This is a genomic window from Rhizobium sp. CB3090 (assembly GCF_029714285.1).
Lineage (GTDB): Bacteria > Pseudomonadota > Alphaproteobacteria > Rhizobiales > Rhizobiaceae > Rhizobium.
On the sequence record NZ_CP121662.1, the window covers coordinates 3,321,266 to 3,344,817 of the forward strand.

Genomic DNA, 23,552 nt, shown 5'->3' on the forward strand with positions numbered 1-23,552 from the left:
CCTGGTAGCAGTTCGCTACCGAACTGCGGCTAATCAAGCATAACTCGCCATGCGCGGATCGGCGTCGACCAGAGCGCAGCGGAGTTTTTCCATAGCGCGGCTTTCGATCTGGCGCACGCGTTCCTTGGAAATGCCGAGATCGGCACCCAGCTCTTCCAGCGTCGCACCATCTTCCACCAGGCGGCGTGCGCGGATGATCTTCATTTCACGCTCGTTGAGGTGCTTCAATGCGGAGGCCAGCCAGACGCGGCGCCGCTCGCCGTCGATCATATTGGAGACCTGCTCGTCGGGCAGAGGCTCGTCGCTGATCAGGAAATCCATGCGCTCGGCGCTTTCGGCGTCGCCGGAAATCGACGGCGCCTGCAAGGATGCGTCGTTGCTGGAGAGGCGCGCATCCATGGTCTGCACATCGGCAAGGCTGACGCCGAGGGCGACTGCGATTTCCTCATGGATGGACTGCACGGTGACGCCGGTATTGCCCCTGGCGAGCTTGGCGCGCAGGCGGCGGAGATTGAAGAACAATGCCTTCTGGGCCGAACTCGTGCCTCCACGCACGATCGACCAGTTGCGCAGGATATAATCCTGGATCGACGCGCGGATCCACCAGCTTGCATAGGTCGAAAACCGCACTTCCCGTTCCGGTTCGAACCTTGCCGCCGCCTCCAGGAGACCTACATAGCCTTCCTGTACCAGATCGCTCATCGGCAAGCCGAAATTGCGGAATTTGCCCGCCATCGAAATAACGAGGCGCATGTGGGCTGTGGCGATCTTGTTACGAGCGCCGCGGTCGTCGTGATCCTTCCAGCGGATGGCGAGATCGTGCTCTTCGTCGCGGCCGAGATAGGGAGCGGCCATCGCGATCTTAATCATACGCCGATCTGCAGACATATTCTTCATATGCATATCCCCTAATCCTGCCCCAAAATCGTCTCTGTGCCACGGTCAACGGAAAAGGCAGCAAACATCGTTTCCGGACATTGCTGCACGGGTGAAAATCTATGAATGGAATGCAATTGGAGGCCGATCTCCGGATATCCGACGATCGGTTACGGGTCTAATTCGGCTTCACCGAAATGACCTAGCGAACGAAATGACTTCCGATCGCCGGGAAATTTCCAATCAAAACACATGGGGTCCGGTCCTCGTGAACGTTAAGGGAAGCGGCTGGCCGAGAAACTCACATCTTAGAAAGCTCGCAGCAGACGCGAATACGAGGCATAAACGCGGCAGACCCAAAAAGGTTCCAAAGAAAAAAACCCGGCGCAAGGCCGGGTTTTTGGGACATGATTTGGTATGTGGCCTCTGGCCTTATGCGGCTTCGTCCTGGGAATCGTCTTCTTCGACGACCTTGCCGCGCTTCGGGCCTTTGTTCAGATTGACTTCAACGAGGCGAACAGCCTCGGTCTCGGACATCTTGTTGACGGCGGCGATTTCGCGCGCCATGCGATCGAGCGCAGCTTCATAGAGCTGACGTTCGGAATAGGACTGCTCAGGCTGATTTTCAGCGCGATAGAGATCGCGGACCACTTCGGCAATCGAGATAAGATCGCCCGAATTGATCTTGGCATCATATTCCTGAGCTCGGCGCGACCACATGGTACGCTTGACACGAGCCTTGCCCTGAACAACCTTAAGCGCCCGATCGACGAAATCCGTCTCGGAAAGCTTACGCATTCCGATGCTCATGGCCTTGGCCACAGGCACCTTCAGACGCATCTTGTCTTTTTCGAAGTCGATTACAAAAAGCTCAAGCTTCATGCCTGCGACTTCTTGCTCTTCGATCGCGGTGATCGTACCAACACCGTGGGCGGGGTACACGATCGCTTCACCGGTCTTAAAGCCATGGCGTGCTGCTGAAGGTTTTTTCTGCTGGATCGTCATTCTTTTCAAAAACTCCCTGTTACGCACCCAGCGCGAGCCGGGGCCGGGTCAGTCAGGCCCGGTTGAGACGGAAGCACCGTCGGGGTGACTTCATCCTGGTCCAGCCAGACGCGTGCAAAAAGAAATCCGTTCATCGCGATCCCAGACCCCGACAACTCAAAACGTTGATATGTCAAGGAAACCGCGTACGGATTTGTTATTTGCTTTCGTGATGGTTTGGGGCACGCGAAATGCCGCAGTGGATCAGTGTGGGGAAGCTATCACAAAAATCTGACTAAATCAATAATTTGCTTTACGCACACCAAAACGGCCACGTCGACCGCTCTTGCGGCCAACGGCAATGATTCGTCTTTATGCGCTATCGACTACACCTTTATCGGCGGCCTGTCACGACCTTCGATCAGTCGCCGGAACCAGGATTGGCTGAGAAATATTTCTCGAACTTGCCCTGCTCGCCATCCATTTCCTTGGCTTCCGGAAGGGGATCACGCTTGACCGTGATGTTCGGCCAGATCGATGCATAATCCGCATTGATTTTCAGCCACTTATCGAGGCCTGGCTCCGTATCGGGCTTGATCGCCTCGGCAGGACATTCCGGCTCGCAAACGCCACAATCGATGCATTCGTCAGGATGGATGACGAGAAAGTTCTCACCCTCGTAGAAGCAGTCGACGGGGCAGACTTCCACGCAGTCGGTGTATTTGCAGCGAACGCAATTGTCGGTCACGACGTATGTCATGAAGCACTCCAGGAATGTCTCTCGTTTCCGTGGATGCGCAACCTGGAACGTCGCGCTTTTCCCTCGGAAGCCGGCGGACAAGCGCATGCGCTATGCGCAGGCATGCCGACCGGCTGGTTACCAGCGGGTTGACCGTGAGGTATCGACTTTGCCGGCCAATTTCAAGGGATAAACAATCCCAAAATCATTGAGGTCGAGCAGAGTTTTCTAATCGTCCTCGGAGGTCAGTCGGTCGATGGCGCGCCGCTCGCGTTTCGTGGGCCGTCCGCTGCCCGGCGCACGAAGCGCCTGCTCGAAGGGCGTGAGACGTTTTGTCTCATCCGGCGGCGGCGTCAGATCCTCATAAAGAAGCTTCGCTTCCTCAAAGGGGCCTCTCCGCTCGCCAGCCTGACGCACGATCAGGACGACATCGCGCCGCTCCAGCGAAAGCTCGATCCGATCGCCAGCCTTGACGCTGTAGCTCGGCTGCGTGACCCGCTCGCCATTCACCCGCACGCTACCGTTCTGGACATAGACCTGCGCCAGCGAGCGGGATTTTACCATGCGGGCAAAGAACAGCCATTTGTCGATGCGCTGACGCGAACCGGAAGATGGCTGTTTTTCGTCCGTCATGGCCTATTTCTTCATCTGCTCCTTGAGGGCAGCGAGTTTGGCGAAAGGAGAATCCGGATCGATCGGCTTTTCCTTGCGCGGCGGCTTGGCCTCGAAGCGCAGCGGCTGCGAAGCGCCGCGATTGTTGCGGTCGTTGCGGTCATTGCGATCGTTACGCTCTTTCCGGTCGCCGCGGTCCTGGCGGTCGTTGCGTTCGGAGCGATTGCCTTGATGCTGCGGGCGGCCGCCGTCGCGATTGCCGCGCGGCCCCTTGTTGTCACCACGGACCTCGCGTCCTTCGCGATGATCCCGGCCGTCACGATTGCCTTCGCCGCTCGCCGGCTGCTCGCCACCACCATTGCGGCGATTGCCCTGGTGACCGCGTCCATCGCCCTGATGGCCGCGACGATCGCCATGGCCACGTCCGCTCTGACGCTGCTGGTTGTCGCTGCGTCCGCCAAGGCGCCACAGCAGAACCGGCTTCGGCTCGACAGGCTCGGCGGTGACGGCATCTGCGCCCGCCAGCCCGGTTGCAGCTTCGATAGTTTCCGTCGGCTCGGCAGCGGCGGCGGCCGGCTCAGCCGGAGCCTGCGCTGCGGCAACCGTGTCCTGCACGACAGTTTCACCTTCCGTAGCCGGCTCATCGCTGCTGCCATCGGCATCATCATGATCGGCCTTGTCGGCGGCAGCTTCGGCAGTCTGTGCCGCTTCAGGTGCCGAGGAGGCATCCTGCTGCGAAAGGAAGGCTGCTGCATCTTCGGCCTTCACGGCGTCGGCTCGGTAGCCGAGACCCTTCAGGATCTCTTCCATATCTTCCAGCGTTGCTCCGAGAATGGAGAGCATCGCCGTGGTCGTCGTGAAGCGACGGCCGTCATAGGCGCCTTCCGGGCGCGACGCCTGGCCGGGTTTCCACTGCAACAGCGGACGGATGATATCCGCCAGCCGCTCGAGAATATCGATGCGCACCGCGCGCTTGCCGAGGAAACGGAAGCCGGCGAGCTTGTAGAACATGCGCTCGAAAGTCGGATCGGTGACCACGGATGTGCGGCCGGCCGCCAGAACGGGGATCAGATCGCCGTAACCCGGTTTGTCGAGGCCGTCGTTCTTCAATGCCCAAAGCAGGGTGATGAGCTCGGCCGGAGCCGGCTTCAGCAAGGCGGGCACGAAAATGTGGTAGGCGCCGAAGCGGACGCCATAACGGCGCATCGAGGCACGCGCATCCTGATCCAGCGACTTCACCTCTTCCGTGACGTCGCGGCGGAAGAGCACGCCGAGATTTTCGACGAGCTGGAAGGCCAGCCCCTTGGCAAGACCCTGCAGATCCTCGGCGCGCGACAGATCGTCGAGCGGCTTCAGCACCGTGCTGATATGATGGTTCACGAAGCGCTCGATACGCGCGGCGACATGGTCGCGCGCATTGCCCGTCAACTGCTCGTCGGCGAGCAGGATGACGCGCGGGCGCATGACGTGATCGCTGCCCGACAGCCGCGCCACGGGATCGCCGAGCCAACGGACAAGGCCATCCGCACTGATCGCCAGATCGCTGTTGCCGGCCGCATGGATACGGGCGGCCCGCGCCTCGAATTCCAGCGCCAGCGCCTTCTGCGAGGCCGTCTGGACAGCCTTGGCGTCCGGCCCCTCGGTTCCCGCGATAGGCGTGAACCGGAATCCGGTCAACTGTCCCACATGATGCCCCTCGACGAAGACATCCCCATTCACACTGATTTCAGCTTCCAGCATCGCATTCTCTCTCAGGCGCTTCATGAGCACAGATGTCCTGCGATCAACAAAGCGTTTCGTCAACCTCTCATGTAACGCATCAGACAATCGATCTTCGATTTCCCGCGTCTTTTCTTGCCAGTGTGTCGGATCGGCAAGCCAACCGGGCCGGTTCGACACATAGGTCCAAGTCCTTATCTGCGCGATTCGCGCCGAAAGCGTGTCGATTTCGCCATCCGTCCGATCGGCGCGGTGCACCTGTTCGGCCAGGAAATCCTCTTTTACCGTGCCATAGCGCACAAGGTCGGAAAAGAGGGTGGCGATAAGATCGGCATGCTGGGCGGGCGTAATCCGCCGATAATCCGGAAGCGCGCAGGTTTCCCATAATTTTTCCACGCGCGCCGGATTGTTGGCGAGATCGGCAATCTCCAGATCGCGCGACAGATATTCCAGCGCCTGCTGATCGACTGCCGGCAGCGCGCGCGTCAAGCCCTGCACGCGCGGCGCGCTCTCGAGGCTCGCACGCAGCGATGCGATCGAGGAAAAATCGAATTCCTTCGAGCGCCATTGTAGCACTTTAACCGTATCGAACTCATGACCTTCGATGCGCCGTACCAATTCGTCCTCGAAAGGATCGACCTGGCCCGTTACGCCAAAAGTGCCGTCCTTCAGGTGACGGCCGGCGCGGCCGGCGATCTGGCCGAGTTCGGCCGGATTGAGATTGCGGAACTGATAACCGTCGAACTTGCGATCCTGGGCAAAGGCGACATGATCGACATCGAGATTGAGCCCCATGCCGATCGCATCGGTCGCCACCAGATATTCGACGTCGCCTGCCTGATAAAGGGCGACCTGCGCGTTGCGCGTGCGCGGGCTGAGCGCGCCGAGGACGACGGCCGCTCCGCCGCGCTGGCGACGAATGAGTTCGGCGATGGCATAGACTTCGTCGGTGGAGAAGGCGACGATCGCAGTGCGCTGCGGCAGGCGGGTGATCTTCTTCTGCCCGGCATAGAAGAGATGCGACAGCCGCGGCCGCTCGACGACCGTGATTCCCGGCAAGAGCTGTTCGAGGATCGGCCGCATCGTGCCGGCGCCGAGCAGGAGCGTCTCGTCGCGTCCGCGCAAATGCAGGATGCGGTCGGTAAAGATGTGGCCCCGTTCCAGATCGCCGGCAAGCTGCACTTCATCGATGGCGACGAAAGAGGCTCGCGTCTCGCGCGGCATAGCTTCGACGGTGCAGACGGAATAACGCGCATTCGGCGGCGAAATCTTCTCCTCGCCGGTGACCAGCGCGACATATTGCGCCCCGACCTTCTCGACGACACGGGTATAGACCTCGCGCGCCAGCAGCCTCAGCGGCAGGCCGATGACGCCGTTGCCGTGGGCCACCATGCGCTCGATGGCATAATGGGTCTTGCCGGTATTGGTGGGTCCGAGCACCGCGGTCACGCCGCGTCCGCTCAGGATCATTGGCTGCGAAGTCTGAGTCATAGGTCCATGCATGGGCGAGAAACCACTGTCTTCCGATCAGCAAGGTCCCCAGGGAAGAGAAGAAGAGATGACGACCATATGTGACAAAGGCAAGACCTGATTCAAAAAACAACGGCGGCAAGATGCGTTTTTATCTTTGGCGGGTTCAACCAAGAGCTACATTCTCCCCACATCCAAAACGAGTCCCGACGAGTCGGGAACAGCTTGAGAACGAATCGGCGACGAATCGCTGACTCCGTTTGGTTCCGTTTTCGTTCACTACTATATATGGATTTTGATTCGCAAAAGCCCACCAGATCGTGAATCGCCATTTTGCTCCTTTTCCATGTGAATCACGAGCCGAATGGCGAATCCGACGGAACGCACTCTCATTTGAAAGCATCGTTAACCATTTGTAAATTAGATGAATTCCTCCGGACTGCAGCCTGAAGGATTCGAAATTAAGATTCGGGCCAAAGCCGGAACGAATCGGCGACGAATCGCTGACTTCCCTCAATTCTGCATTTGTTCTCCACAACATCTAGCGTCTTCCAGAACGAAATGCACAGGACTCTGTAGGGTTGAAGTGCCGAATCACGTCGAATCGTGGATTGCAATTAACCTTTGAGCGAATCGTAATATAAAAAGCCCAGAGTTTCGCGCAATGATTGAAACCGTTAACTTATCGATCAAAGCCGGAACGAATCGGCGACGAATCGCAGATTATCGCATGTACTGTATTTGTTCACTGCTAGATATAGCGTTTGGAGGGGGAAGCTCATCCAAATGGAGAATGGCGCAGTGATACGCGTTGCAAAAAAATTGCTCGGCATTAACCATTTCGATCGAGAGAGTACTACTTTCCAGCGATTTGGCTTAAATCCCCTCACCCAAAGAGATAGGTCTCCCCTGAGGCAGTCTCAGTGCACGGTTAACCAAAGGCCAAATGCAGAACGAATCGCTGACGAATCACGGACAAGTCCGCTTTCTCGTTTCGTTCACCGCAACATATTGTATTTAAAGCAATTTTTAACCATATATGGAACTCGGCGCCGGGTGTTCCTTCGCATTGCTCCTCTGTCTGCGTTAACATTTCGCCTCGACATGCCGGCTCATGTTCACGTCTTGTTATTTCTGAGCCGGAACAATTTCTCGTGAAATAAGTTTCTATCGACAGCGGCATTGATGCGCCTCGATCGGCAAGAACGGAAAAGGACGCATCAGGACTTGTATCTAGCGCATCTTATCCGCTTGCGTGAGGTCGCTCTGGCGGGATGCTCTAGGCGCTCGACGCGGAGGATTACGCCATGCTTGGTACAATACTGCTCGTGATTTTGATTCTGCTACTGATCGGAGCACTCCCGAACTGGGGTTACAGCCGGGGGTGGGGTTATGGTCCGTCGGGTGGTCTCGGACTAGTTTTTGTCATCGTTCTCATTCTGCTGTTGATGGGCCGGATCTGAATCCAGCCAAATATTGTTGAAGACTTCACACACCAGGGAGCAATGCCATGAAGAAAATTATCGTCGCGATCGCTCTTGCCGGAGCCCTTGCCTCGTGCACGGCAACCGAAAGGGGGACAGCCATTGGCGCCGGAACCGGCGCGGTCATAGGCGGCGTCGCCAGCAATAGCTGGGGTGGTGCCGCAATCGGCGCCGTCGCCGGTGGTGCCGTCGGCTACCTCATCGGTCGGTCCCAGGAGCACCCAGGCTATTGCATCTACCGCGACCGCCACGGCCGTCGCTATGAAGCTCGCTGCCGCTAAGAGGGCTATACGCGAAGATTGATTTCCTTCAGCCGATCATCAACACCCCGTTGATGATCGGCCATGAAAGTCCATCTTTCGAAGATTTCGGGCCGATTTTCTTAAGACGAACACTCAACCCACGCCGGTTTCGGGGGATCGCGTCAACGTTTTTGGAAAGGAACGGCACCATGGCCGAATTCATCGCAAGCGTCGCGGCGCTCACACTTCTCGGCACCACATTTTATGTACTGGGTCATGCCGTACGAATGCGGGAAAAGGAGATGCGCCGCGTGGCCCTCAAGGCCGTCGTTTTGGAATTCAAACCTCGGCCACACCGGCCCGGGAATTCAGGCCGGCAATGACTGCCGGGCATTCCCCCGACAATCATCGCCACTCCATTTCGTCAGCTCAAACGAAGAACTGCCCACCATTGGCGCTGATGGTCGATCCCGTGATGAAGCCGGCATCGTCGCTGGCAAGGAAGACCGCGATGCGCGCGATTTCCTCGGGCTCGCCGAGGCGCCCCACAGGGATCTGCGGGATAATGCGCTCGTTCAGCACCTTTTCCGGCACCGCAAGCACCATCTCCGTGCCGATATAACCCGGGCAAATGGCATTGACGGTAATGTTCTTGGCGGCACCTTCCTGTGCAAGCCCCTTGGTGAAGCCGAGATCGCCAGCCTTGGCGGCGGAATAATTCGCCTGCCCCATCTGGCCCTTCTGACCGTTGATCGAGGAGATGTTGATCACGCGACCGAAGCTGCGATCGCGCATGCCCTGCCAAACATGATGGGTCATGTTGAACAGGCCGGTGAGGTTCGTATTGATGACATCGTGCCACTGCTGCGGCGTCATCTTGTGGAACATGGCGTCACGGGTGATCCCGGCATTGTTGACGAGGATATCGATCGGGCCAAGCTCGTCCTGCACCTTGGCGATGCCGGTGCCACAGGCTTCATAATCGGACACATCCCACTTGTGAACGGAAATGCCGGTCTCGTCCCGGAAAGCCTGCGCCTTCTCGTCGTTGCCGGCATAGGTTGCCGCAACCCGGTAGCCCGCATTGCGCAACGCTATCGAAATGGCCGCTCCAATACCGCGCGTACCGCCAGTCACCAACGCCACTCTGCTCATAGTCCACTCCCCTCTGTTGTCGCCAAAGCGGGGATGAATGATTTCGAATCACTCATCCTTCGCTTGCCATCTATTTTAGAATAGCCTTATTCACAACCCTCGCATGTTTGGGCAGAAGCGCATCAGAGCGCTTCGAAGCACATGGCGACGCCCATGCCGCCGCCGATGCAGAGCGTTGCGAGACCCTTCTTGGCGCCGCGGCGCTTCATTTCGAACAGTAGCGTGTTGAGGATGCGGGCACCGGAGGCACCGATCGGATGACCGATGGCGATGGCACCGCCATTGACGTTGACAATCGACGTATCCCAGCCGAGATCCTTGTTGACGGCGCAGGCTTGCGCGGCAAAAGCCTCGTTGGCCTCAACGAGATCGAGATCGCCGACGGACCAGCCCGCCTTTTCCAGGGCCTTGCGCGAGGCCGGGATCGGGCCGCTGCCCATGATCTGCGGGTCGACGCCGGCGGTTGCCCATGAGACGATGCGCGCAAGCGGCTGGATGCCGCGGCGCGAGGCTTCCGCTTCGGTCATCAGCACAGTCGCAGCCGCGCCGTCATTGAGGCCCGACGCGTTGCCGGCCGTCACCGTGCCTTCCTTATCGAAGGCCGGGCGCAGCTTGGTCATGCCATCCAGCGTCGCACCGAGACGGATATATTCGTCGGCGTCGACGCTGACGTCGCCCTTGCGGGTCTTGACGATGAAGGGCACGATCTCATCCTTGAAGCGGCCGGCGAGCTGCGCCGCCTCGGCCTTGTTCTGCGAGGAAACGGCGAACTGATCCTGATCGTCGCGCGAAAGCTGCCACTGGCGGGCGATGTTTTCCGCCGTGATGCCCATGTGATAGCCATAGAAGGCGTCCGTCAGGCCGTCCTTGATCATGGTGTCGATCATCTTCATGTCGCCCATCTTGGTGCCACCGCGAAGATGGGCGGCATGGGGAGCCATCGACATGGATTCCTGGCCGCCGGCGACGATGATCTTGGCATCGCCGGACGTAATCTGCTGCATGCCGAGCGCCACGGCGCGCAAACCGGAGCCGCAGAGCTGGTTGACGCTCCAGGCAGTCGCCTCCTGCGGGATGCCGGCCTTCATGGCAGCCTGGCGGGCCGGGTTCTGCCCTTCGCCGGCCTGCAGCACCTGGCCGAGGATCACCTCGTCGACTTCCCTGCCCTCGACACCGGCGCGCTCCAATGCGCCCTTGATCGCAGCCGCACCGAGCTCATGAGCCGGAATGGTCGCAAAGGCGCCGTTGAAGGAACCGACAGCAGTGCGAGCTGCACTGGCGACGACGATGGATGGATTGCTCATGGAAGCCTCCTCACAGGTTGAACATATATAAGTCGAAACTGTCAAAGCTTTGCGCCCGAGTCAAACACAAGAATTTTGATCTTGCAGATTTCATGAAGCCGTCATCACCGGCAAAAATCCGATTAATGGAAAGGGTTTGCCGCATCGCACAAAGCGATTGTCACCAAGCTTCTTTTGCGTCTACACTTGGCGGCTGAGGAGTTTCCATACAATCAGACGGGGCCAGGAGACTGATAATGGCAAAGAATGAGGGCCAGATCGTAATCAAGAAATATGCCAATCGCCGCCTGTATAATACCGGCACCAGCACGTACGTAACGTTGGATGACCTGGCGGAGATGGTGAAAAAGGGAGAGGAATTTATCGTACAGGATGCAAAAAGCGGCGAGGAAATCACGCATTCGGTGCTGACGCAGATTATTTTCGAACAGGAATCGAAGACCGGAAATACGCTGTTGCCGATTTCATTTTTGAGGCAACTGATCACCTATTACGGCGATCAGATGCAGATGGTCGTACCGAGCTTTCTCGAACATTCCATGCGCGCCTTCACCGAGCAGCAGACCCAGATGCGCGAGCAGATCAACCGCGCCTTCGGCGAAACGCCGCTGGGCAAGAACCTGCAACTGCCGATCCAGATGGTCGAGGAACAGGTCCGTCGCAATACCGAAATGTTCCAGCAGGCCATGCAGATGTTCTCGCCCTTCATGAAGCCGCCGGCGAAAGAAAGCCGCAAGGCAGAGGCAAAGGATATCGACGAGCTGAAAGAACAGCTCCGCGCGATGCAGAACAAGCTGGATAGTTTGTAAGCTGAAATTTTACCCTCGCCCCATCGGGGAGATGGGTGGCGCGTAGCGCCGGGTGAGGGGGCGTTACCGGCAATATTGTGTTATTGCTCGCTTTTTTTCGCCAACTTACGATGCAACGCCCCCTCAACCCGTGCTCCGCACGACCTTCTCCCCGGTGGGGAGAAGGTAAAAACCTTCACAATCCGATCGAAACATCCCGTCCTGCCGAACGGATCGAGATCGTAAATCCGCCGATGACGTCGAGGAAGGCAATGGTCATCAGGACGAAAAACGTCTGCGTCGCCGCATCCTTGACCAGCAGGAACTCGACGAGAAAGGCGATGAACACCAGCATCGACAGCATGTGATTGAGCAATGAGCCCGAACCATTGCGCGTCGCCTTCAGGATTTCGAAGAACAGCATGATCAGCGCGACGACGATGAAGAGATCGCCGAGCTGCAGGGTCCAGGTCGCACCCGAGAGCATGGCGAGAGCAAGCATGACATCGTTGAGGGACGCAACGCCGCCGGCGCCCATCAAACCCAGCATCGCCAGATTATAGAGCACGAGCGGAACGATCATCAGCGGGAAGGCAACAATCATAGCCAGGAAAATCCCTTCAGAATTGAAATCGCCGCGAGTTTTAAAGCAATTCCAGGGAAAGGGCGAAGCGTTTTCGGCCGCGATCCTCTTGGACCAATGCGCAAATGGAAAAAGGCCGGCGAAACGCCAGCCTTTGAATTTCAGCCCTTACGGGAGCGCTTGAATTATGCGCTTTCCTTCGGCGTCAGAACCTGACGGCCACGATACATGCCGGTCTTCAGGTCGATATGATGCGGGCGACGCAGTTCGCCGGAGTTCTTGTCTTCGACATAGGTCGGAGCCTTCAGCGCATCAGCCGAGCGGCGCATACCGCGCTTGGACGGGCTCGTTTTTCTCTTCGGTACAGCCATTCTCGTTACTCCACTTTGCGGACGAAACATATCAGCGGCCAGCCAGGCGGCCGAAACAGACATGGATCAATTTCGGAAATTGGGCGGGCTTATACATGGCTAAAGGGACTTTGACCAGTCCCTTCACGCATTTTTTGCCCGCAGCACCGGATTCGGCCAGATGGAAGCCGAATCACCGATCAGGCTTCGTCCTCCGGCACGATCCACGGTTCCTCACGCGCTGCCTTTTCCCATTTCTGCCAGGCGGGCAGAGCTTTCATCGCAGCCATATAGTCCAGCGTATCGGCGGCACTGACGAGATCATAAACCTCCAGCCGATTGACGACTGGCGCAAACATGGCGTCCGCACCGGAGAAGGCGCCGAACAGGAAGGGGCCGCCGGAACGGGCGCGCATCTCGCGCCAGATCGTCTCGATACGCGCCACATCCTCCATGACGCCCTCCGGCAGATCGAGCCGGCTGATGGGACGACGGATATTCATCGGGCAGGCATTGCGCAGCGCCCGGAAACCCGCCAGCATTTCCATGGAGATCGAGCGCGCCAATGCGCGCGCCTGCCGCTCCTTGGGCCAGAGGCCGGCATCTGGGAAAAGCTCGGCCACATATTCGATGATGGCGAGCGATTCCCAGACCTTGAAACCATCATGGACCAGCATCGGCACCCTGCCTGTCGGCGAAACCTCGCGGATGCGCGGATTGCCGGCCGGAAAATCGAAGGGGATCAGCACCTCTTCGAAAGCGATGCCGCAACCCTCCAAGGCGATCCACGGCCGGAACGACCAGGAGGAATAGTTCTTGTTTCCGATATAGAGGGTAAGCTTGTCCATGGTTTGTCCTTCTTATTTTTGGAACTCGAACACCAGAAGTTCCTCGAAATGTTTCATGTCGTCGAAGGCGCAGAAGGCCGGCGGGCGCAGCTCGAGAACCGGCACCTCGGCGCGGACATCGGCGGCAACCTTGTTCAGCATCGCCTGCCAACGCGGCAGCGCCTCATCATCCAGCCGCTCGATGACATAGGCGAAGGTGATGTGGAACGGATAGACGTCATGATCGGGATGGCGGTAGCCAAGAAGATCTGCAAGAGCGTTGCGCCACTCCCGCATCACCTTCCGATCTGTCTCGGTCGCGCCATCTACCAGAAGGCCGCTCGGCCGCGCATGCGTCACCGCCACCTTGAAGGGATCGCGCATGGAAAAGGCCTTCAGGCGCTCGCCCAGGATCTCGGTCATCTCGTCGATCGGCGTATCCAGCGCAATACCCGCCGGCCAATAGGGCTGCGTGCGGCGGTATTCGATAATACCCTGAAACAGCGTCATGTGCAGGCTGGAAATCGGCGTGAAGGTGAATTGCGAGGCTTCCGGCATCGCCAGAAATTGCTCTCGGGCAGCAACGAGGGCTCGCTGCGTCTCGGAACCTTCCACCACATGGCAGACGATCGTATTGCCCGGCTCGTATTGGAAATTGCCCGAGAGATCGAAGCGCGTGCCGAGATGAACGGATGGCTCGGGATGACGGCTCTTGGAATATTGCAGCAGTTCGGGCGAAAAGGCATCGATGCTCATGGGGCAGGTCCGATTTGGTTGGCAGATCACCCGCCCTTACGTCACGAGCAAGAATGCCAGATGACGGTCAGCCGATCGAACGACAAGTTCTGATATCAGTTATAAAGGCATTTGATGTACTCGCCGGAATTCTTCGCCCGCCGCTGGATCAGCGAGGCGAGCTGGCGCAGTCCGCGCCCCGGCTTGCTTGCCACCCGGTCGATCGGATTGGGCAGCGAGACGGCGAGAAGGGCGGCCTGGCGGGCGTTCAACTTGGAGGCCGGCACCTTGAAATGATGGCGCGCGGCCGCGTCTATGCCATAAATGCCCGGCCCCCATTCGGCGATATTCAGATAGATTTCCATCATCCGCCGCTTCGACCAGACGAAGGAGGAGGAAACGGCCAATGGCAGCTCCAGCGCCTTGCGCACGAAGGAGCGGCTGTTCCAAAGGAAAAGGTTCTTCGAGGTCTGCATCGGAATGGTGCTGCCGCCCCGCGTGGACTGACCCCGCAGCGTGTCCTGCACCAGCATGCGCATCTCGCCCCAGTCGACCCCACCATGAAAGCAGAATTGTCCGTCCTCGGAGACCATGACCGACTGAACCAGCACCGGCGCTATCTCATCGAAGGAAACCCATCGGCGATCGTATCCTTGAAAGGTGACGGCGTCGCGTAGCATCAGGGTCGATATGGGGTGAATGAACGGCAGAACATAAAGCAGGATCAGCAGATAGGGCAGCAGCATCAAACCGACGAAGACGAGAACGATGCGCTGCCAGAGCGGACGGGCCTTGAACCGGGCAAGACGGCCCGGGCGTGGCGGCATCTCGGCTTCCTCATCGCTATCCGTCGATATGTCCAATTGCTGAAGGCCCTCCGTCACTCCACCCCCGAACCCCTTGCGCATTCAAGGGACGCGCCAGGAATGCTCCAATCGTCATACCGTCTACACGGAGCAATGACCAGAGTGCGGCGAGATTCCCACCTTGGCTGTTGACAATTCTCGTTGCCAGCAACCCGCACTCATGCCAAACAGCGGCCATGGACAGCACCAATTCCCCCTTCGAACACCGCCTCAGGGACAATGTCGGCAAGGTCGAGGCTATCTTGAGCCAGCTTCTTGCAGACGCCAGCCTGAACGGCGAAATCATTCGCCCCATGCGCCTGCTCGAGGCGATGCGTCATGGCGTGCTGAACGGCGGCAAGCGGCTGAGACCGTTTCTCGTGATGGAGACTGCAGCGCTTCTCGGCGGCAACAGCGACGCGGCGCTCCGCATCGGCGCGGCGCTCGAATGCGTGCACTGCTATTCGCTGGTCCATGACGACCTGCCGGCCATGGATGATGACGACCTTCGCCGCGGCCAGCCGACCGTGCATATCGCCTTCGACTATGCGACGGCGATCCTCGCCGGCGACAGCCTGCTGACCTACGCCTTCGACGTCATCGCCGCACCGGAAACCGAGCTGCCGGCGGACCGAAAGATCGAGCTCGTGCTGGCGCTGTCGCGCGCCGCCGGCATCGGCGGCATGGCCGGCGGCCAGGTCCTCGATCTCGCTGCCGAAAAAGAGACCCCGGACGAGCGCGGCATCACCATGCTGCAGGCTATGAAGACCGGTGCGCTGATCCGCTTTGCCTGCGAAGCCGGCGCCATCATTGCCGGCGCCTCGGCTGAGGACCGTCAGCGGCTCCGCATCTTCGGCGAAAAGACTGGCCTCGCCTTCCAACTCGCCGACGATCTCCTCGACCTTACCGCTGATGCGGCAACAATGGGCAAGGCCACTGGCAAGGATGCGGCGCGCGGCAAAGGCACGCTAGTCGCTTTGCACGGCCAAGCCTGGGCCGAAACCACGCTTGCCCGCCTGGTGACGGAGGCTGCGGAGCTACTATCCCCTTATGGAGAGAAGGCGAATTTGCTGATCGAGACAGCGCGCTTCGTGGCGAGCCGCAAGAGCTGAAATCTATCGTGGCGCAAAATGTCACCGTGACAAGAAATCTTCGGGACAAGAGTGACGTTCCGACGATTCCGTGGCAATTCTGGCGCCCATTGCAGTTTCAAGCGCGCGGAATAGGCCGCGTCGTCTGAAATCCTGCGGAGCCATCCCATGCATGAGGCGCTTGCCTATCTGCCGCAGATCCTGCCGGCCTATATTGCCTATCTTATCGCCGTCGTCAGTCCGGGACCGGCGATCATGGCCATCATTGCCACATCGATGACTCACGGCCGCAAGGCGGGCATGACGATTTCGCTTGGCATCTTTGGCGGCTCGCTGACCTGGGCGACCGCTGCCGCCGCTGGGCTTGCCACCCTGTTGCAGACTTATGCGATGGCGTTGGAGATCCTGAAGATTTTTGGTGGGCTCTATCTGCTCTATCTCGCCTACAAGGCATTTCGCGCGGTGCGGGCAAGTGGCGACTTGCCGGCCGCCAGGGAAGAGGCGAAAAGCCCGGCCTTCAAATCGCTGATTCTGCGCGGCTATGGAATCCACGTCACCAATCCGAAAGCGATCTTCGCTTGGCTCGCCATCATCGCGCTCGGCATGCCGCAGGGCGCACCGGCCTCCGTTGCCGTGCTGATCATCGCGGTCTGCTGCTCAACCGGTTTTATCGTGTTCATGGGCTATGCGACGCTGTTCTCTACGCCGCATGCTCTCAAGATTTACAGGAATGCCCGCCAGTGGATTGAGGGCGCCATGGCCGGCTTCTATTGCTTCGCCGGCATCAAACTTTTGACCAGCAACATCTAAGGGCAGCTCGGCGGCGGATCACTCCGCCGCGACGCTCTTCTGGCCGAAACGCTTCTCGATGTAGTCGGTCACCAGCGCTTCGAAGTCCGATGCGATATTCGGACCACGCAGCGTCATCGCCTTCTGGCCGTCGATGAAGACGGGAGCGGCTGGCGTTTCGCCGGTGCCGGGCAGCGAGATGCCGATATCGGCATGCTTGCTTTCGCCAGGGCCGTTGACGATGCAGCCCATGACGGCGACATTCAGCGCCTCGACGCCTGGATATTTCTCACGCCAGACCGGCATGTTCTTGCGGATGTCGTTCTGAATGTTCTGCGCCAATTCCTGGAATACGGTCGAGGTCGTACGGCCGCAGCCAGGACATGCAGCGACGACCGGCACGAACTGGCGGAAACCCATGACCTGAAGCAGCTCCTGCGCCACCTGCACTTCGCGGGTGCGATCGCCATTCGGCTCCGGCGTCAGCGAAACGCGGATGGTGTCGCCAATGCCATGCTGCAGCACATAGCCCATGGCAGCGGATGAGGCGACGATGCCCTTGCTGCCCATGCCGGCCTCGGTCAGGCCGAGATGCAGCGCGTGATCGGAACGGGCGGCAAGCATGGAATAGACGGCGATCAGGTCCTGCACCTGGCTGACCTTGGCGGAGAGAATGATGCGGTTGCGCGGCAGGCCGATTTCCTCAGCGAGATCGGCCGATATCAGCGCCGATTGCACGATCGTCTCGCGCGTCACCTCGCGGGCAGACAGCGGCGAGCCTTCGGCGGCATTCTTATCCATTAGTGCTGTCAACAGGTCCTGGTCGAGCGAGCCCCAGTTGACGCCGATACGCACCGGCTTGTCATAGCGGATCGCCATCTCGATGATTTCGGCGAACTGCTTGTCCTTCTTGTCCTTGAAGCCGACATTGCCGGGATTGATGCGGTATTTTGCCAGCGCCTCGGCGCAAGCCGGGTGGTCGGCGAGCAGTTTGTGACCGATATAGTGGAAATCGCCGATCAGCGGCACGTCCATGCCGAGGCGCAGCAACCGCTCGCGGATCTTCGGCACGGCGGCGGCACTTTCGTCGCGATCGACGGTGATGCGCACCAGCTCCGAACCAGACCTATAGAGCGCCGCGACCTGCGCCACCGTCGAATCGACATCGGCGGTATCGGTGTTGGTCATGGACTGCACGACCACGGGCGCGCCGCCGCCAACGATGACGCCGCCGACATCGACGGCAACGGAGGAACGGCGCGGCTTCGGATCGAAATCACTGGCGGACGACATGGAGAACTCTCGTTAGCCTCGGGAAATGGGTGCCTTTCAGGTGGATCACGGAGCGGTCGTTGTCAACCGCTCCGGGCATCACTTTTGCTCAGGCGAATGCATTGGCGATAGCAGGCGAAAGCGACCAAATTAATGCGAGCTGCGGCCGATGCCATCTGCGTAACGTGCCAGAGACGACAGCGCCAGCACGACGAGCAGCAGCACCGGCAGCGCCATCAAAACCGGCGAGAAGCCGACATGCTCGGCGGCGAAACCGATGGCTGACGGAGCGACCAGCATGCCGGAATAGCCCATGGTGGTGACGACCGAGATGCCGATGCCCGGCTGCAGCCCCGGAATATTGCCGGCAGCCGAAAAGGCGATCGGCACCATGTTGGAAATGCCGATACCGCATAGGGCGAAGCCGACAATGGCCAGTTCCGCATTCGGCGCCAGCGCCGCAAGCAGCATGCCGACGATCGCAAAGACCGTGCAGACACGCAGCGTCTTGACGGCGCCCAGCCGATCGCGGACGAAATCGCCGGCAAAACGCATCGTTGCCATGGTCAGCGAAAAGGCGGCGAAGCCGAAGCCCGAGAGGGTCACCGATGCGGCCTTTTCCTGGCCGAGATAGAGCGCGCTCCAGTCGAGCACCGCACCTTCCGGGATCATGCAAAACAGCGCCATCATGCCGAGCAGCCAGGGCAACGGGATCAACGGCAACCGCGCCTTCGGCTTTGCCTCGTCCGGATGCGGCTGGTCACCGAGGATCATCGGCCAGGCGACGGCGAGGAAGAGAAGGGCAAGGGCGGTAGAGACTTCGGCGTGGCCGAGTACGCCCCAGCGCGAGATCAGAAAACCGCCGATCGCCGAGCCGATGAGGCCGCCAAGGCTCCAGAAGGCGTGACAGGACGACATGATCGCCCGATGCATGGATTTCTCCACCGACACGGCATTGGCGTTCATCGCCACGTCCATCGCACCGATGAAGCCGCCGAACAGGAAGAGGGCGATCGCGGCGGTCCAGACATTCTGGGTGACAGTCAAAGCCAGCAGCATTGGCAGCAGCAGCACGGCAAAGGCCTTGACGACGATCTTCGAGCCGCGCCCGGCAATCTGCGCACCCGCCACCGGCATCATCACCAGCGATCCCAATCCGAAGACCAGGATCATAAGGCCGAGTTCGAACTTGGTCAGTTGCAGCCGCTCGGCGAACTCCGGGATCTTGGGCGCCCAGCAGCCAACGGTGAAGCCGTTCATCAAAAACAGCAGGGAAACGGCGGCACGCGATTTTGTGAAAAATCCGCTTCTACGAGCCTGAAAGCTTCCGGATCGGGTCATATCATCCATTAAAAATCCCCCAAATCGATGGCTGCAGGATATTTAAATCGATTGAAATCTCAATATCCCAAAAGACGAACATTGGTCACGTTTCGTCTCCGTCTGTTAAATCGGGCAAGGAAGTCACAACCGCAAATAATCTTTCGCGCTCGGTCTAGCTTGCCCATATGGCCTATTGACGGCGAAAAACTAGCCGCCTATCGGTTGAGCCTTAAAAGATTTTTCGACCGGCCTGCTTCAAAGCCATTCCCCTGGTGCTTCCGTGAAAAACCCCATCAGCTACGGCATCCTGCTTACGGTGATTGCCTATATGCTGTTCACTGCCCACGACTCGGTGGTGAAACTGCTCGTCACCGACATTCCGGTCTGGCAGATCCTCTTCTGGCGCAGTTGCAGCATTCTTGCCGGCTGTTTCCTCTTCGAGGGGCCATCGCTGGTGCGCAAGGTTCGCCACTCGCCCATCATCAAACCGATGATCGTGCGCAGCATATTGCTGGTGATCGCCTGGACTTCCTACTATTCCGCTGCCCGCTACCTGCAGCTCGCCGAAGTTACGACGCTCTATTACGCCGCCCCCGTCGTCGGCACGATTCTCGCGACCATCGTGCTCCGCGAAAAGGTCAGTTTCGTACGCTGGATGGCGGTGGGCCTCGGCTTCTGCGGCGTGGTGATCGCCTCCAATCCGGTCGGCCTGTCGATCTCCTGGCCCGTCTATCTGGCGTTGCAGGCAGCCGTGCTCTGGGCAATGGGCATGGTGCTGCTGCGCAAGACCGCGCTGCATGAGAAGAGCCATATCCAGATGGCCGTCTCGAACATCATCTTCATCGCGCTGACCGCCACGATGGCCATCCTGCATTGGCATACGCCAAGCGCCTATCAGGTGCTGCTGCTTTTCGGCACCGGCGTCATCGCCGGCGCGGGACAGCTTGCCCTGTTCGAAGGCATGCGGCAGGCGCCGGTCTCCGTTCTGGCGCCGTTCGAATATACCTCGCTCATCTCAGCCTTCCTACTCGGCTTTCTGATCTGGGGCGACATCCCGACGGCCAACACCTTCGTCGGCGCAGCCTTCATCCTCAGCGCCGGCCTGATCATCATCGTCAGCGAGCGGATAAAGGGGAGAGTGGCGGCGGCTTGAGGCAAGAACAGTTTGCGGTTGCCGAGACATGCTATGCACTGTCGCATCAGTTCGCTGCGCGCGTCTCAACAGCAACGATGATCCTCGCCGACCGGCAGCTCTGCGCCACCGGCAGCGATTCCGATAGATGCTTTCACGCCCTCGCTAGTATGGCGAAACGCACAGCCGCCGCGGACCGTAAGAGGGCTGGAACGTGTCGTCGAAAGCCCTGTAGGACCGATAACGCGCATAGCACCACCGCACATGCGCACTGCCACCATAGTAGGCCGGGCGGTAATACCGGGGCACGTAGTAGTACCGTGGCGTGTAATAGCCGGGGCCATAGTAGGACGGACCGTAATAGCCCGGATCGTAGTAGCCGGGACCATAATAATTCGGCTGCGCCAGCAGCCCGCCGATTAGCGCGCCTGCGGCAAAGCCGCCGAGCCCCCAACCCCAGCCACCACCGTGGTGGTGATGGTAGTAGCGGCCGCGATAGCCGCCATGGTAGTCTATGAGCTGCGCTTGGGGCGCTGCCTCAACTTTCGGCACGACAATAGTGGGAAACGCCTCGGCCGGCGGGACGCTCGTCAACGTCGTCGCTAGCGACAAGGCAACGATTGCTAGCCTGTTCATTAGCTTCACCTTTCGTCTACATTGCAACCGAATACTATAGCGCGGAAAGGACTGCCTGGCACTTAATTTCCAAGCTGACGATTGTGTCGGCCGGGCTGACTTTTGTGGGCATTTCTCGCTCAACGGTCGATCCGCCTTGCTGGTCGCGCGGCCGACCACATCTTCGGCTCCTTTGAGAAAAATATTCGCAATTGTCGATTTCTTTTGCAGTTTTCTACGCTTCACTGCCCTAGATTTTCTGCAATGTATTCGTCATCGATTGAAACCGCTCAAGAAACGGAAGAAGACAATGAACTGGTTGAAGACCGTCGCCGCTGCCGCCCTCGTTCAGGCTGCGTTCCTGCTGCCCGCCCACGCCGGCGATAACCTGAAGGCGATCCAGTCCGCCGGTGTCCTGAAGGTCGGCACGGAAGGCACCTATGCTCCCTTCACCTACCACGATGAAAGCGGCAAGCTCGTCGGCTTCGATGTCGAGATCGCCGAGGCGATCGCCGGCAAGCTCGGTGTCAAAGCGCAGTTTCTGGAAGGCAAGTGGGACGGCCTGATCGCCGGCCTCGACGCCAATCGCTACGACACCGTCATCAACGAGGTCGGCATTACCGATGCCCGCAAGCAGAAGTATGATTTCTCCGATCCCTACATCGCTTCCAAGGCCGTGCTGATCGTCAAGGAAGGCAACAGCGACATCAAGGACTTCGCCGATCTCAAGGGCAAGAAGGCCGCTCAGTCGCTGACCAGCAATTTCGGCAAGCTCGCCGAAAAGTCCGGTGCCGAACTCGTCGGTACGGATGGCTTCGACCAGTCGATTCAGCTCGTGCTGACCGGCCGCGCCGATGCCACCATCAATGACAGCCTGTCCTTCTTCGATTTCAAAAAGCACAAGCCCGATGCGCCGGTGAAGATTGTCGCCCAGCAGGCCAATGCCGATTATTCCGCCGCCATCATCCGCAAGGGCGAGCCGGAGCTGCAGGCTGCCATCAACAAGGCGCTGGCCGACATCAAGGCCGACGGCACCTATGCCAAGATTTCCCAGAAATACTTCGGCCAGGATGTTTCGAAGTAATAGGCATAGACGCCAAATTGTGAAAAAGATGCGTCCGGAACCCTTTCCGGACGCATTCTCTTATTGAAAGGCCGCTTTTTCGTGCAGCACTGGTTGCAATTGTGGTGGGAGTCTCTGGGCACGCTGCTTTGGGCGGGGCTCGTCTTCACCATCCCGCTCACCCTGATCACCTTCGTTCTCGGCTTGCTGCTCGGCCTGCTCACCGCCGTCACGCGGCTCTTTGGCCCGCGACCGCTCGTCGCCGTTGCACGCTTCTACGTCTGGGTGATCCGCGGCACGCCGCTGCTGGTGCAGCTCTTCGTCATCTTCTACGGCCTGCCGAGTCTCGGCATCCTGCTCGATGCCTTCCCCGCCGCCGTCATCGGCTTCACGCTGAGCATCGGCGCCTATACGTCCGAGATCATCCGCGCCGTCATCTCCTCGGTGCCGAAGGGCCAGTGGGAAGCGGCCTATTCCATCGGCATGAGCTGGCGGCAGGCGATGAACCGCACCATCCTGCCGCAGGCGGCGCGCGTTGCCGTGCCACCGCTGTCGAACACCTTCATTTCGCTGGTCAAGGATACGTCGCTTGCCGCGGCGATCACCGTGCCGGAACTCTTCCAGGCGGCGCAGCGTATCGTGGCGACGACCTATGAGCCGCTGATCCTCTATATCGAAGCGGCCCTGATCTATCTTGTCATGAGTTCTTTCCTGTCGACGCTGCAGGTCTCTCTCGAACGTCGTTTCGCCCGCTATGGTGGCACGCTGGAGGCGCAGGCATGATCGAGCTGTCGCACATCGAAAAACGCTTCGGCGACAATGTCATCCTGAGAGACATCGGCCTGCTCATTCCGGAAGGTACGGTGACGGCGCTGGTCGGCCCCTCCGGTGGCGGCAAGAGCACGCTGCTGCGCTGCATCAACCTCCTGGAAATCCCGACCGCCGGCATGATCCGCATCGGCGAGGAGACGACCACCTTTCAGCCGGGCAAGAAGATCGGCTGGCAGGATATCCAGAAAATCCGCCGCCAGACCGGTATGGTCTTCCAGAATTTCCAGCTCTTTCCGCATCAGACGGCGATTGAAAACGTCATGGAAGGTCTGGTGACCGTGTTGCGCTGGCCGGCTGAAAGGGCGCGTGCCCGCGCTGTCGAGCTTCTGACCAAGGTCGGCATGGCACACAAGATGGATGCCTGGCCCTCGACGCTATCGGGTGGCCAACAGCAGCGCGTGGCGATCGCCCGTGCGCTTGCCCCTTCGCCCCGCGTTCTCCTTTGCGACGAACCGACCTCGGCGCTGGACCCCGAACTCGCCGCCGAAGTCGTCGACGTTCTCGGCCGGCTCGCCAGCGAAGGCACGACCATGGTGATGGCAACGCACGACCTGCGCCTTGCCTCGAAGATCGCCACCAACGTCGTCTTTCTCGAGGCTGGCAACATCGTCGAAACCGGCCCCTCCCGCATCATTTTCGGCGCTCCGACACAGGACCGCACGAAGCAGTTCATCTCGACCCTGAATGCGGGTCATACCTACGATATATGAGGAAAAACCCTCG

25 protein-coding genes are annotated in these 23,552 nt (G+C 59.4%); 10 read left to right on the forward strand and 15 right to left on the reverse strand.

From position 1 onward, the window contains the following. Window positions 1-33 precede the first annotated feature (33 nt). The 5 genes from QA646_RS15975 to QA646_RS15995 all read right to left on the reverse strand — a co-directional run bounded on the left by QA646_RS15975 (window position 34) and on the right by QA646_RS15995 (window position 6,421). Window positions 34-897 carry an RNA polymerase factor sigma-32 gene (locus QA646_RS15975; protein WP_283056393.1) on the reverse strand — a complete coding sequence of 288 codons (864 nt, stop codon included), beginning with the start codon at window positions 895-897 and terminating at the stop codon, window positions 34-36. 411 nt (window positions 898-1,308) lie between these two features. Beyond that, the gene (locus QA646_RS15980) at window positions 1,309-1,881 is read right to left on the reverse strand and encodes a CarD family transcriptional regulator (protein WP_107109815.1); all 573 of its coding nucleotides are present in this window, start codon (window positions 1,879-1,881) and stop codon (window positions 1,309-1,311) included. A gap of 400 nt (window positions 1,882-2,281) precedes the next feature. After that, window positions 2,282-2,620 (reverse strand): ferredoxin FdxA, encoded by a 339-nt coding sequence (gene fdxA, locus QA646_RS15985; RefSeq protein ID WP_107109816.1) that lies wholly within the window; start codon window positions 2,618-2,620, stop codon window positions 2,282-2,284. Between the two features lie 207 nt (window positions 2,621-2,827). Further along, window positions 2,828-3,232 carry an RNA-binding S4 domain-containing protein gene (locus QA646_RS15990; protein ID WP_283056394.1) on the reverse strand — a complete coding sequence of 135 codons (405 nt, stop codon included), beginning with the start codon at window positions 3,230-3,232 and terminating at the stop codon, window positions 2,828-2,830. 3 nt (window positions 3,233-3,235) lie between these two features. Further along, the gene (locus tag QA646_RS15995; protein WP_283056395.1) at window positions 3,236-6,421 is read right to left on the reverse strand and encodes a helicase-related protein; all 3,186 of its coding nucleotides are present in this window, start codon (window positions 6,419-6,421) and stop codon (window positions 3,236-3,238) included. A gap of 1,286 nt (window positions 6,422-7,707) precedes the next feature. Here QA646_RS15995 and QA646_RS16000 point away from each other — a divergent pair. The 3 genes from QA646_RS16000 (at window position 7,708) to QA646_RS16010 (ending at window position 8,509) form a co-directional block, all read left to right on the forward strand. Next, entirely contained in the window at window positions 7,708-7,863 is a 156-nt protein-coding gene (locus tag QA646_RS16000; RefSeq protein ID WP_283056396.1) for a DUF3309 domain-containing protein, read from the forward strand. A 47-nt stretch (window positions 7,864-7,910) separates the two neighbouring features. Then, window positions 7,911-8,165, forward strand: a complete 255-nt coding sequence (locus QA646_RS16005; protein WP_283056397.1) for a YMGG-like glycine zipper-containing protein — start codon at window positions 7,911-7,913, stop codon at window positions 8,163-8,165. Between the two features lie 170 nt (window positions 8,166-8,335). Beyond that, window positions 8,336-8,509, forward strand: a complete 174-nt coding sequence (locus QA646_RS16010) for a hypothetical protein (RefSeq protein ID WP_283056398.1) — start codon at window positions 8,336-8,338, stop codon at window positions 8,507-8,509. 46 nt (window positions 8,510-8,555) lie between these two features. Here the strand turns inward: QA646_RS16010 and QA646_RS16015 are convergent, their stop codons facing one another. Both QA646_RS16015 and QA646_RS16020 read right to left on the reverse strand, forming a co-directional pair. Then, window positions 8,556-9,281: a beta-ketoacyl-ACP reductase gene (locus QA646_RS16015; RefSeq protein ID WP_283056399.1), complete on the reverse strand. Its 726-nt coding sequence runs from the start codon at window positions 9,279-9,281 to the stop codon at window positions 8,556-8,558. 122 nt (window positions 9,282-9,403) lie between these two features. Next, window positions 9,404-10,585 carry an acetyl-CoA C-acetyltransferase gene (locus QA646_RS16020; RefSeq protein WP_283056400.1) on the reverse strand — a complete coding sequence of 394 codons (1,182 nt, stop codon included), beginning with the start codon at window positions 10,583-10,585 and terminating at the stop codon, window positions 9,404-9,406. 236 nt (window positions 10,586-10,821) lie between these two features. On the opposite strand from QA646_RS16020, the gene phaR reads away from it, so the two are divergent. Continuing rightward, window positions 10,822-11,394: a polyhydroxyalkanoate synthesis repressor PhaR gene (gene phaR / locus QA646_RS16025; protein WP_107109823.1), complete on the forward strand. Its 573-nt coding sequence runs from the start codon at window positions 10,822-10,824 to the stop codon at window positions 11,392-11,394. Between the two features lie 175 nt (window positions 11,395-11,569). Here phaR and QA646_RS16030 read toward each other — a convergent pair whose 3' ends face one another. The 5 genes from QA646_RS16030 to mtgA form a co-directional block, all read right to left on the reverse strand. Beyond that, the gene (locus QA646_RS16030; RefSeq protein ID WP_283056401.1) at window positions 11,570-11,977 is read right to left on the reverse strand and encodes a hypothetical protein; all 408 of its coding nucleotides are present in this window, start codon (window positions 11,975-11,977) and stop codon (window positions 11,570-11,572) included. 164 nt (window positions 11,978-12,141) lie between these two features. Further along, entirely contained in the window at window positions 12,142-12,327 is a 186-nt protein-coding gene (gene rpmF, locus QA646_RS16035; protein WP_003543812.1) for a 50S ribosomal protein L32, read from the reverse strand. A 179-nt stretch (window positions 12,328-12,506) separates the two neighbouring features. Then, window positions 12,507-13,154 (reverse strand): glutathione S-transferase family protein, encoded by a 648-nt coding sequence (locus QA646_RS16040; RefSeq protein ID WP_283056402.1) that lies wholly within the window; start codon window positions 13,152-13,154, stop codon window positions 12,507-12,509. A 12-nt stretch (window positions 13,155-13,166) separates the two neighbouring features. Continuing rightward, entirely contained in the window at window positions 13,167-13,889 is a 723-nt protein-coding gene (locus QA646_RS16045) for a DUF1868 domain-containing protein (protein ID WP_283056403.1), read from the reverse strand. Window positions 13,890-13,984: 95 nt separating this feature from the next. Then, window positions 13,985-14,731 carry a monofunctional biosynthetic peptidoglycan transglycosylase gene (mtgA, locus tag QA646_RS16050; RefSeq protein ID WP_283058891.1) on the reverse strand — a complete coding sequence of 249 codons (747 nt, stop codon included), beginning with the start codon at window positions 14,729-14,731 and terminating at the stop codon, window positions 13,985-13,987. 179 nt (window positions 14,732-14,910) lie between these two features. Here mtgA and QA646_RS16055 point away from each other — a divergent pair, with 179 nt between their 5' ends. Both QA646_RS16055 and QA646_RS16060 read left to right on the forward strand, forming a co-directional pair. Next, window positions 14,911-15,825 carry a polyprenyl synthetase family protein gene (locus QA646_RS16055; RefSeq protein ID WP_283056404.1) on the forward strand — a complete coding sequence of 305 codons (915 nt, stop codon included), beginning with the start codon at window positions 14,911-14,913 and terminating at the stop codon, window positions 15,823-15,825. Window positions 15,826-15,972: 147 nt separating this feature from the next. After that, on the forward strand, window positions 15,973-16,614 hold the full coding sequence (locus QA646_RS16060; protein WP_283056405.1) for a LysE family translocator: 642 nt from the start codon (window positions 15,973-15,975) through the stop codon (window positions 16,612-16,614). 18 nt (window positions 16,615-16,632) lie between these two features. Here QA646_RS16060 and ispG read toward each other — a convergent pair whose 3' ends face one another. Both ispG and QA646_RS16070 read right to left on the reverse strand, forming a co-directional pair. Further along, a complete protein-coding gene (ispG, locus tag QA646_RS16065) occupies window positions 16,633-17,886 on the reverse strand; it encodes a flavodoxin-dependent (E)-4-hydroxy-3-methylbut-2-enyl-diphosphate synthase (RefSeq protein WP_283056406.1) in 1,254 nt (417 codons plus the stop codon). Window positions 17,887-18,015: 129 nt separating this feature from the next. Continuing rightward, window positions 18,016-19,215, reverse strand: coding sequence for an MFS transporter (locus QA646_RS16070; RefSeq protein ID WP_283056407.1), 1,200 nt, complete (start codon window positions 19,213-19,215; stop codon window positions 18,016-18,018). 253 nt (window positions 19,216-19,468) lie between these two features. Here QA646_RS16070 and QA646_RS16075 point away from each other — a divergent pair, with 253 nt between their 5' ends. Then, a complete protein-coding gene (locus tag QA646_RS16075) occupies window positions 19,469-20,341 on the forward strand; it encodes a DMT family transporter (protein ID WP_283056408.1) in 873 nt (290 codons plus the stop codon). Between the two features lie 144 nt (window positions 20,342-20,485). Here QA646_RS16075 and QA646_RS16080 read toward each other — a convergent pair whose 3' ends face one another. Continuing rightward, window positions 20,486-20,956: a BA14K family protein gene (locus QA646_RS16080; protein ID WP_283056409.1), complete on the reverse strand. Its 471-nt coding sequence runs from the start codon at window positions 20,954-20,956 to the stop codon at window positions 20,486-20,488. Window positions 20,957-21,245: 289 nt separating this feature from the next. Between QA646_RS16080 and QA646_RS16085 the strand changes: the two genes are divergently transcribed. The 3 genes from QA646_RS16085 to QA646_RS16095 all read left to right on the forward strand — a co-directional run bounded on the left by QA646_RS16085 (window position 21,246) and on the right by QA646_RS16095 (window position 23,539). Further along, complete coding sequence (locus tag QA646_RS16085) at window positions 21,246-22,019, forward strand: amino acid ABC transporter substrate-binding protein (protein WP_283056410.1); 774 nt, start codon at window positions 21,246-21,248, stop codon at window positions 22,017-22,019. 81 nt (window positions 22,020-22,100) lie between these two features. Continuing rightward, window positions 22,101-22,781, forward strand: a complete 681-nt coding sequence (locus tag QA646_RS16090) for an amino acid ABC transporter permease (protein ID WP_283056411.1) — start codon at window positions 22,101-22,103, stop codon at window positions 22,779-22,781. Then, window positions 22,778-23,539 (forward strand): amino acid ABC transporter ATP-binding protein, encoded by a 762-nt coding sequence (locus tag QA646_RS16095; protein ID WP_283056412.1) that lies wholly within the window; start codon window positions 22,778-22,780, stop codon window positions 23,537-23,539. Before QA646_RS16090 ends, QA646_RS16095 begins: the two co-directional genes overlap by 4 nt. The last annotated feature ends 13 nt before the right edge of the window (window positions 23,540-23,552 follow it).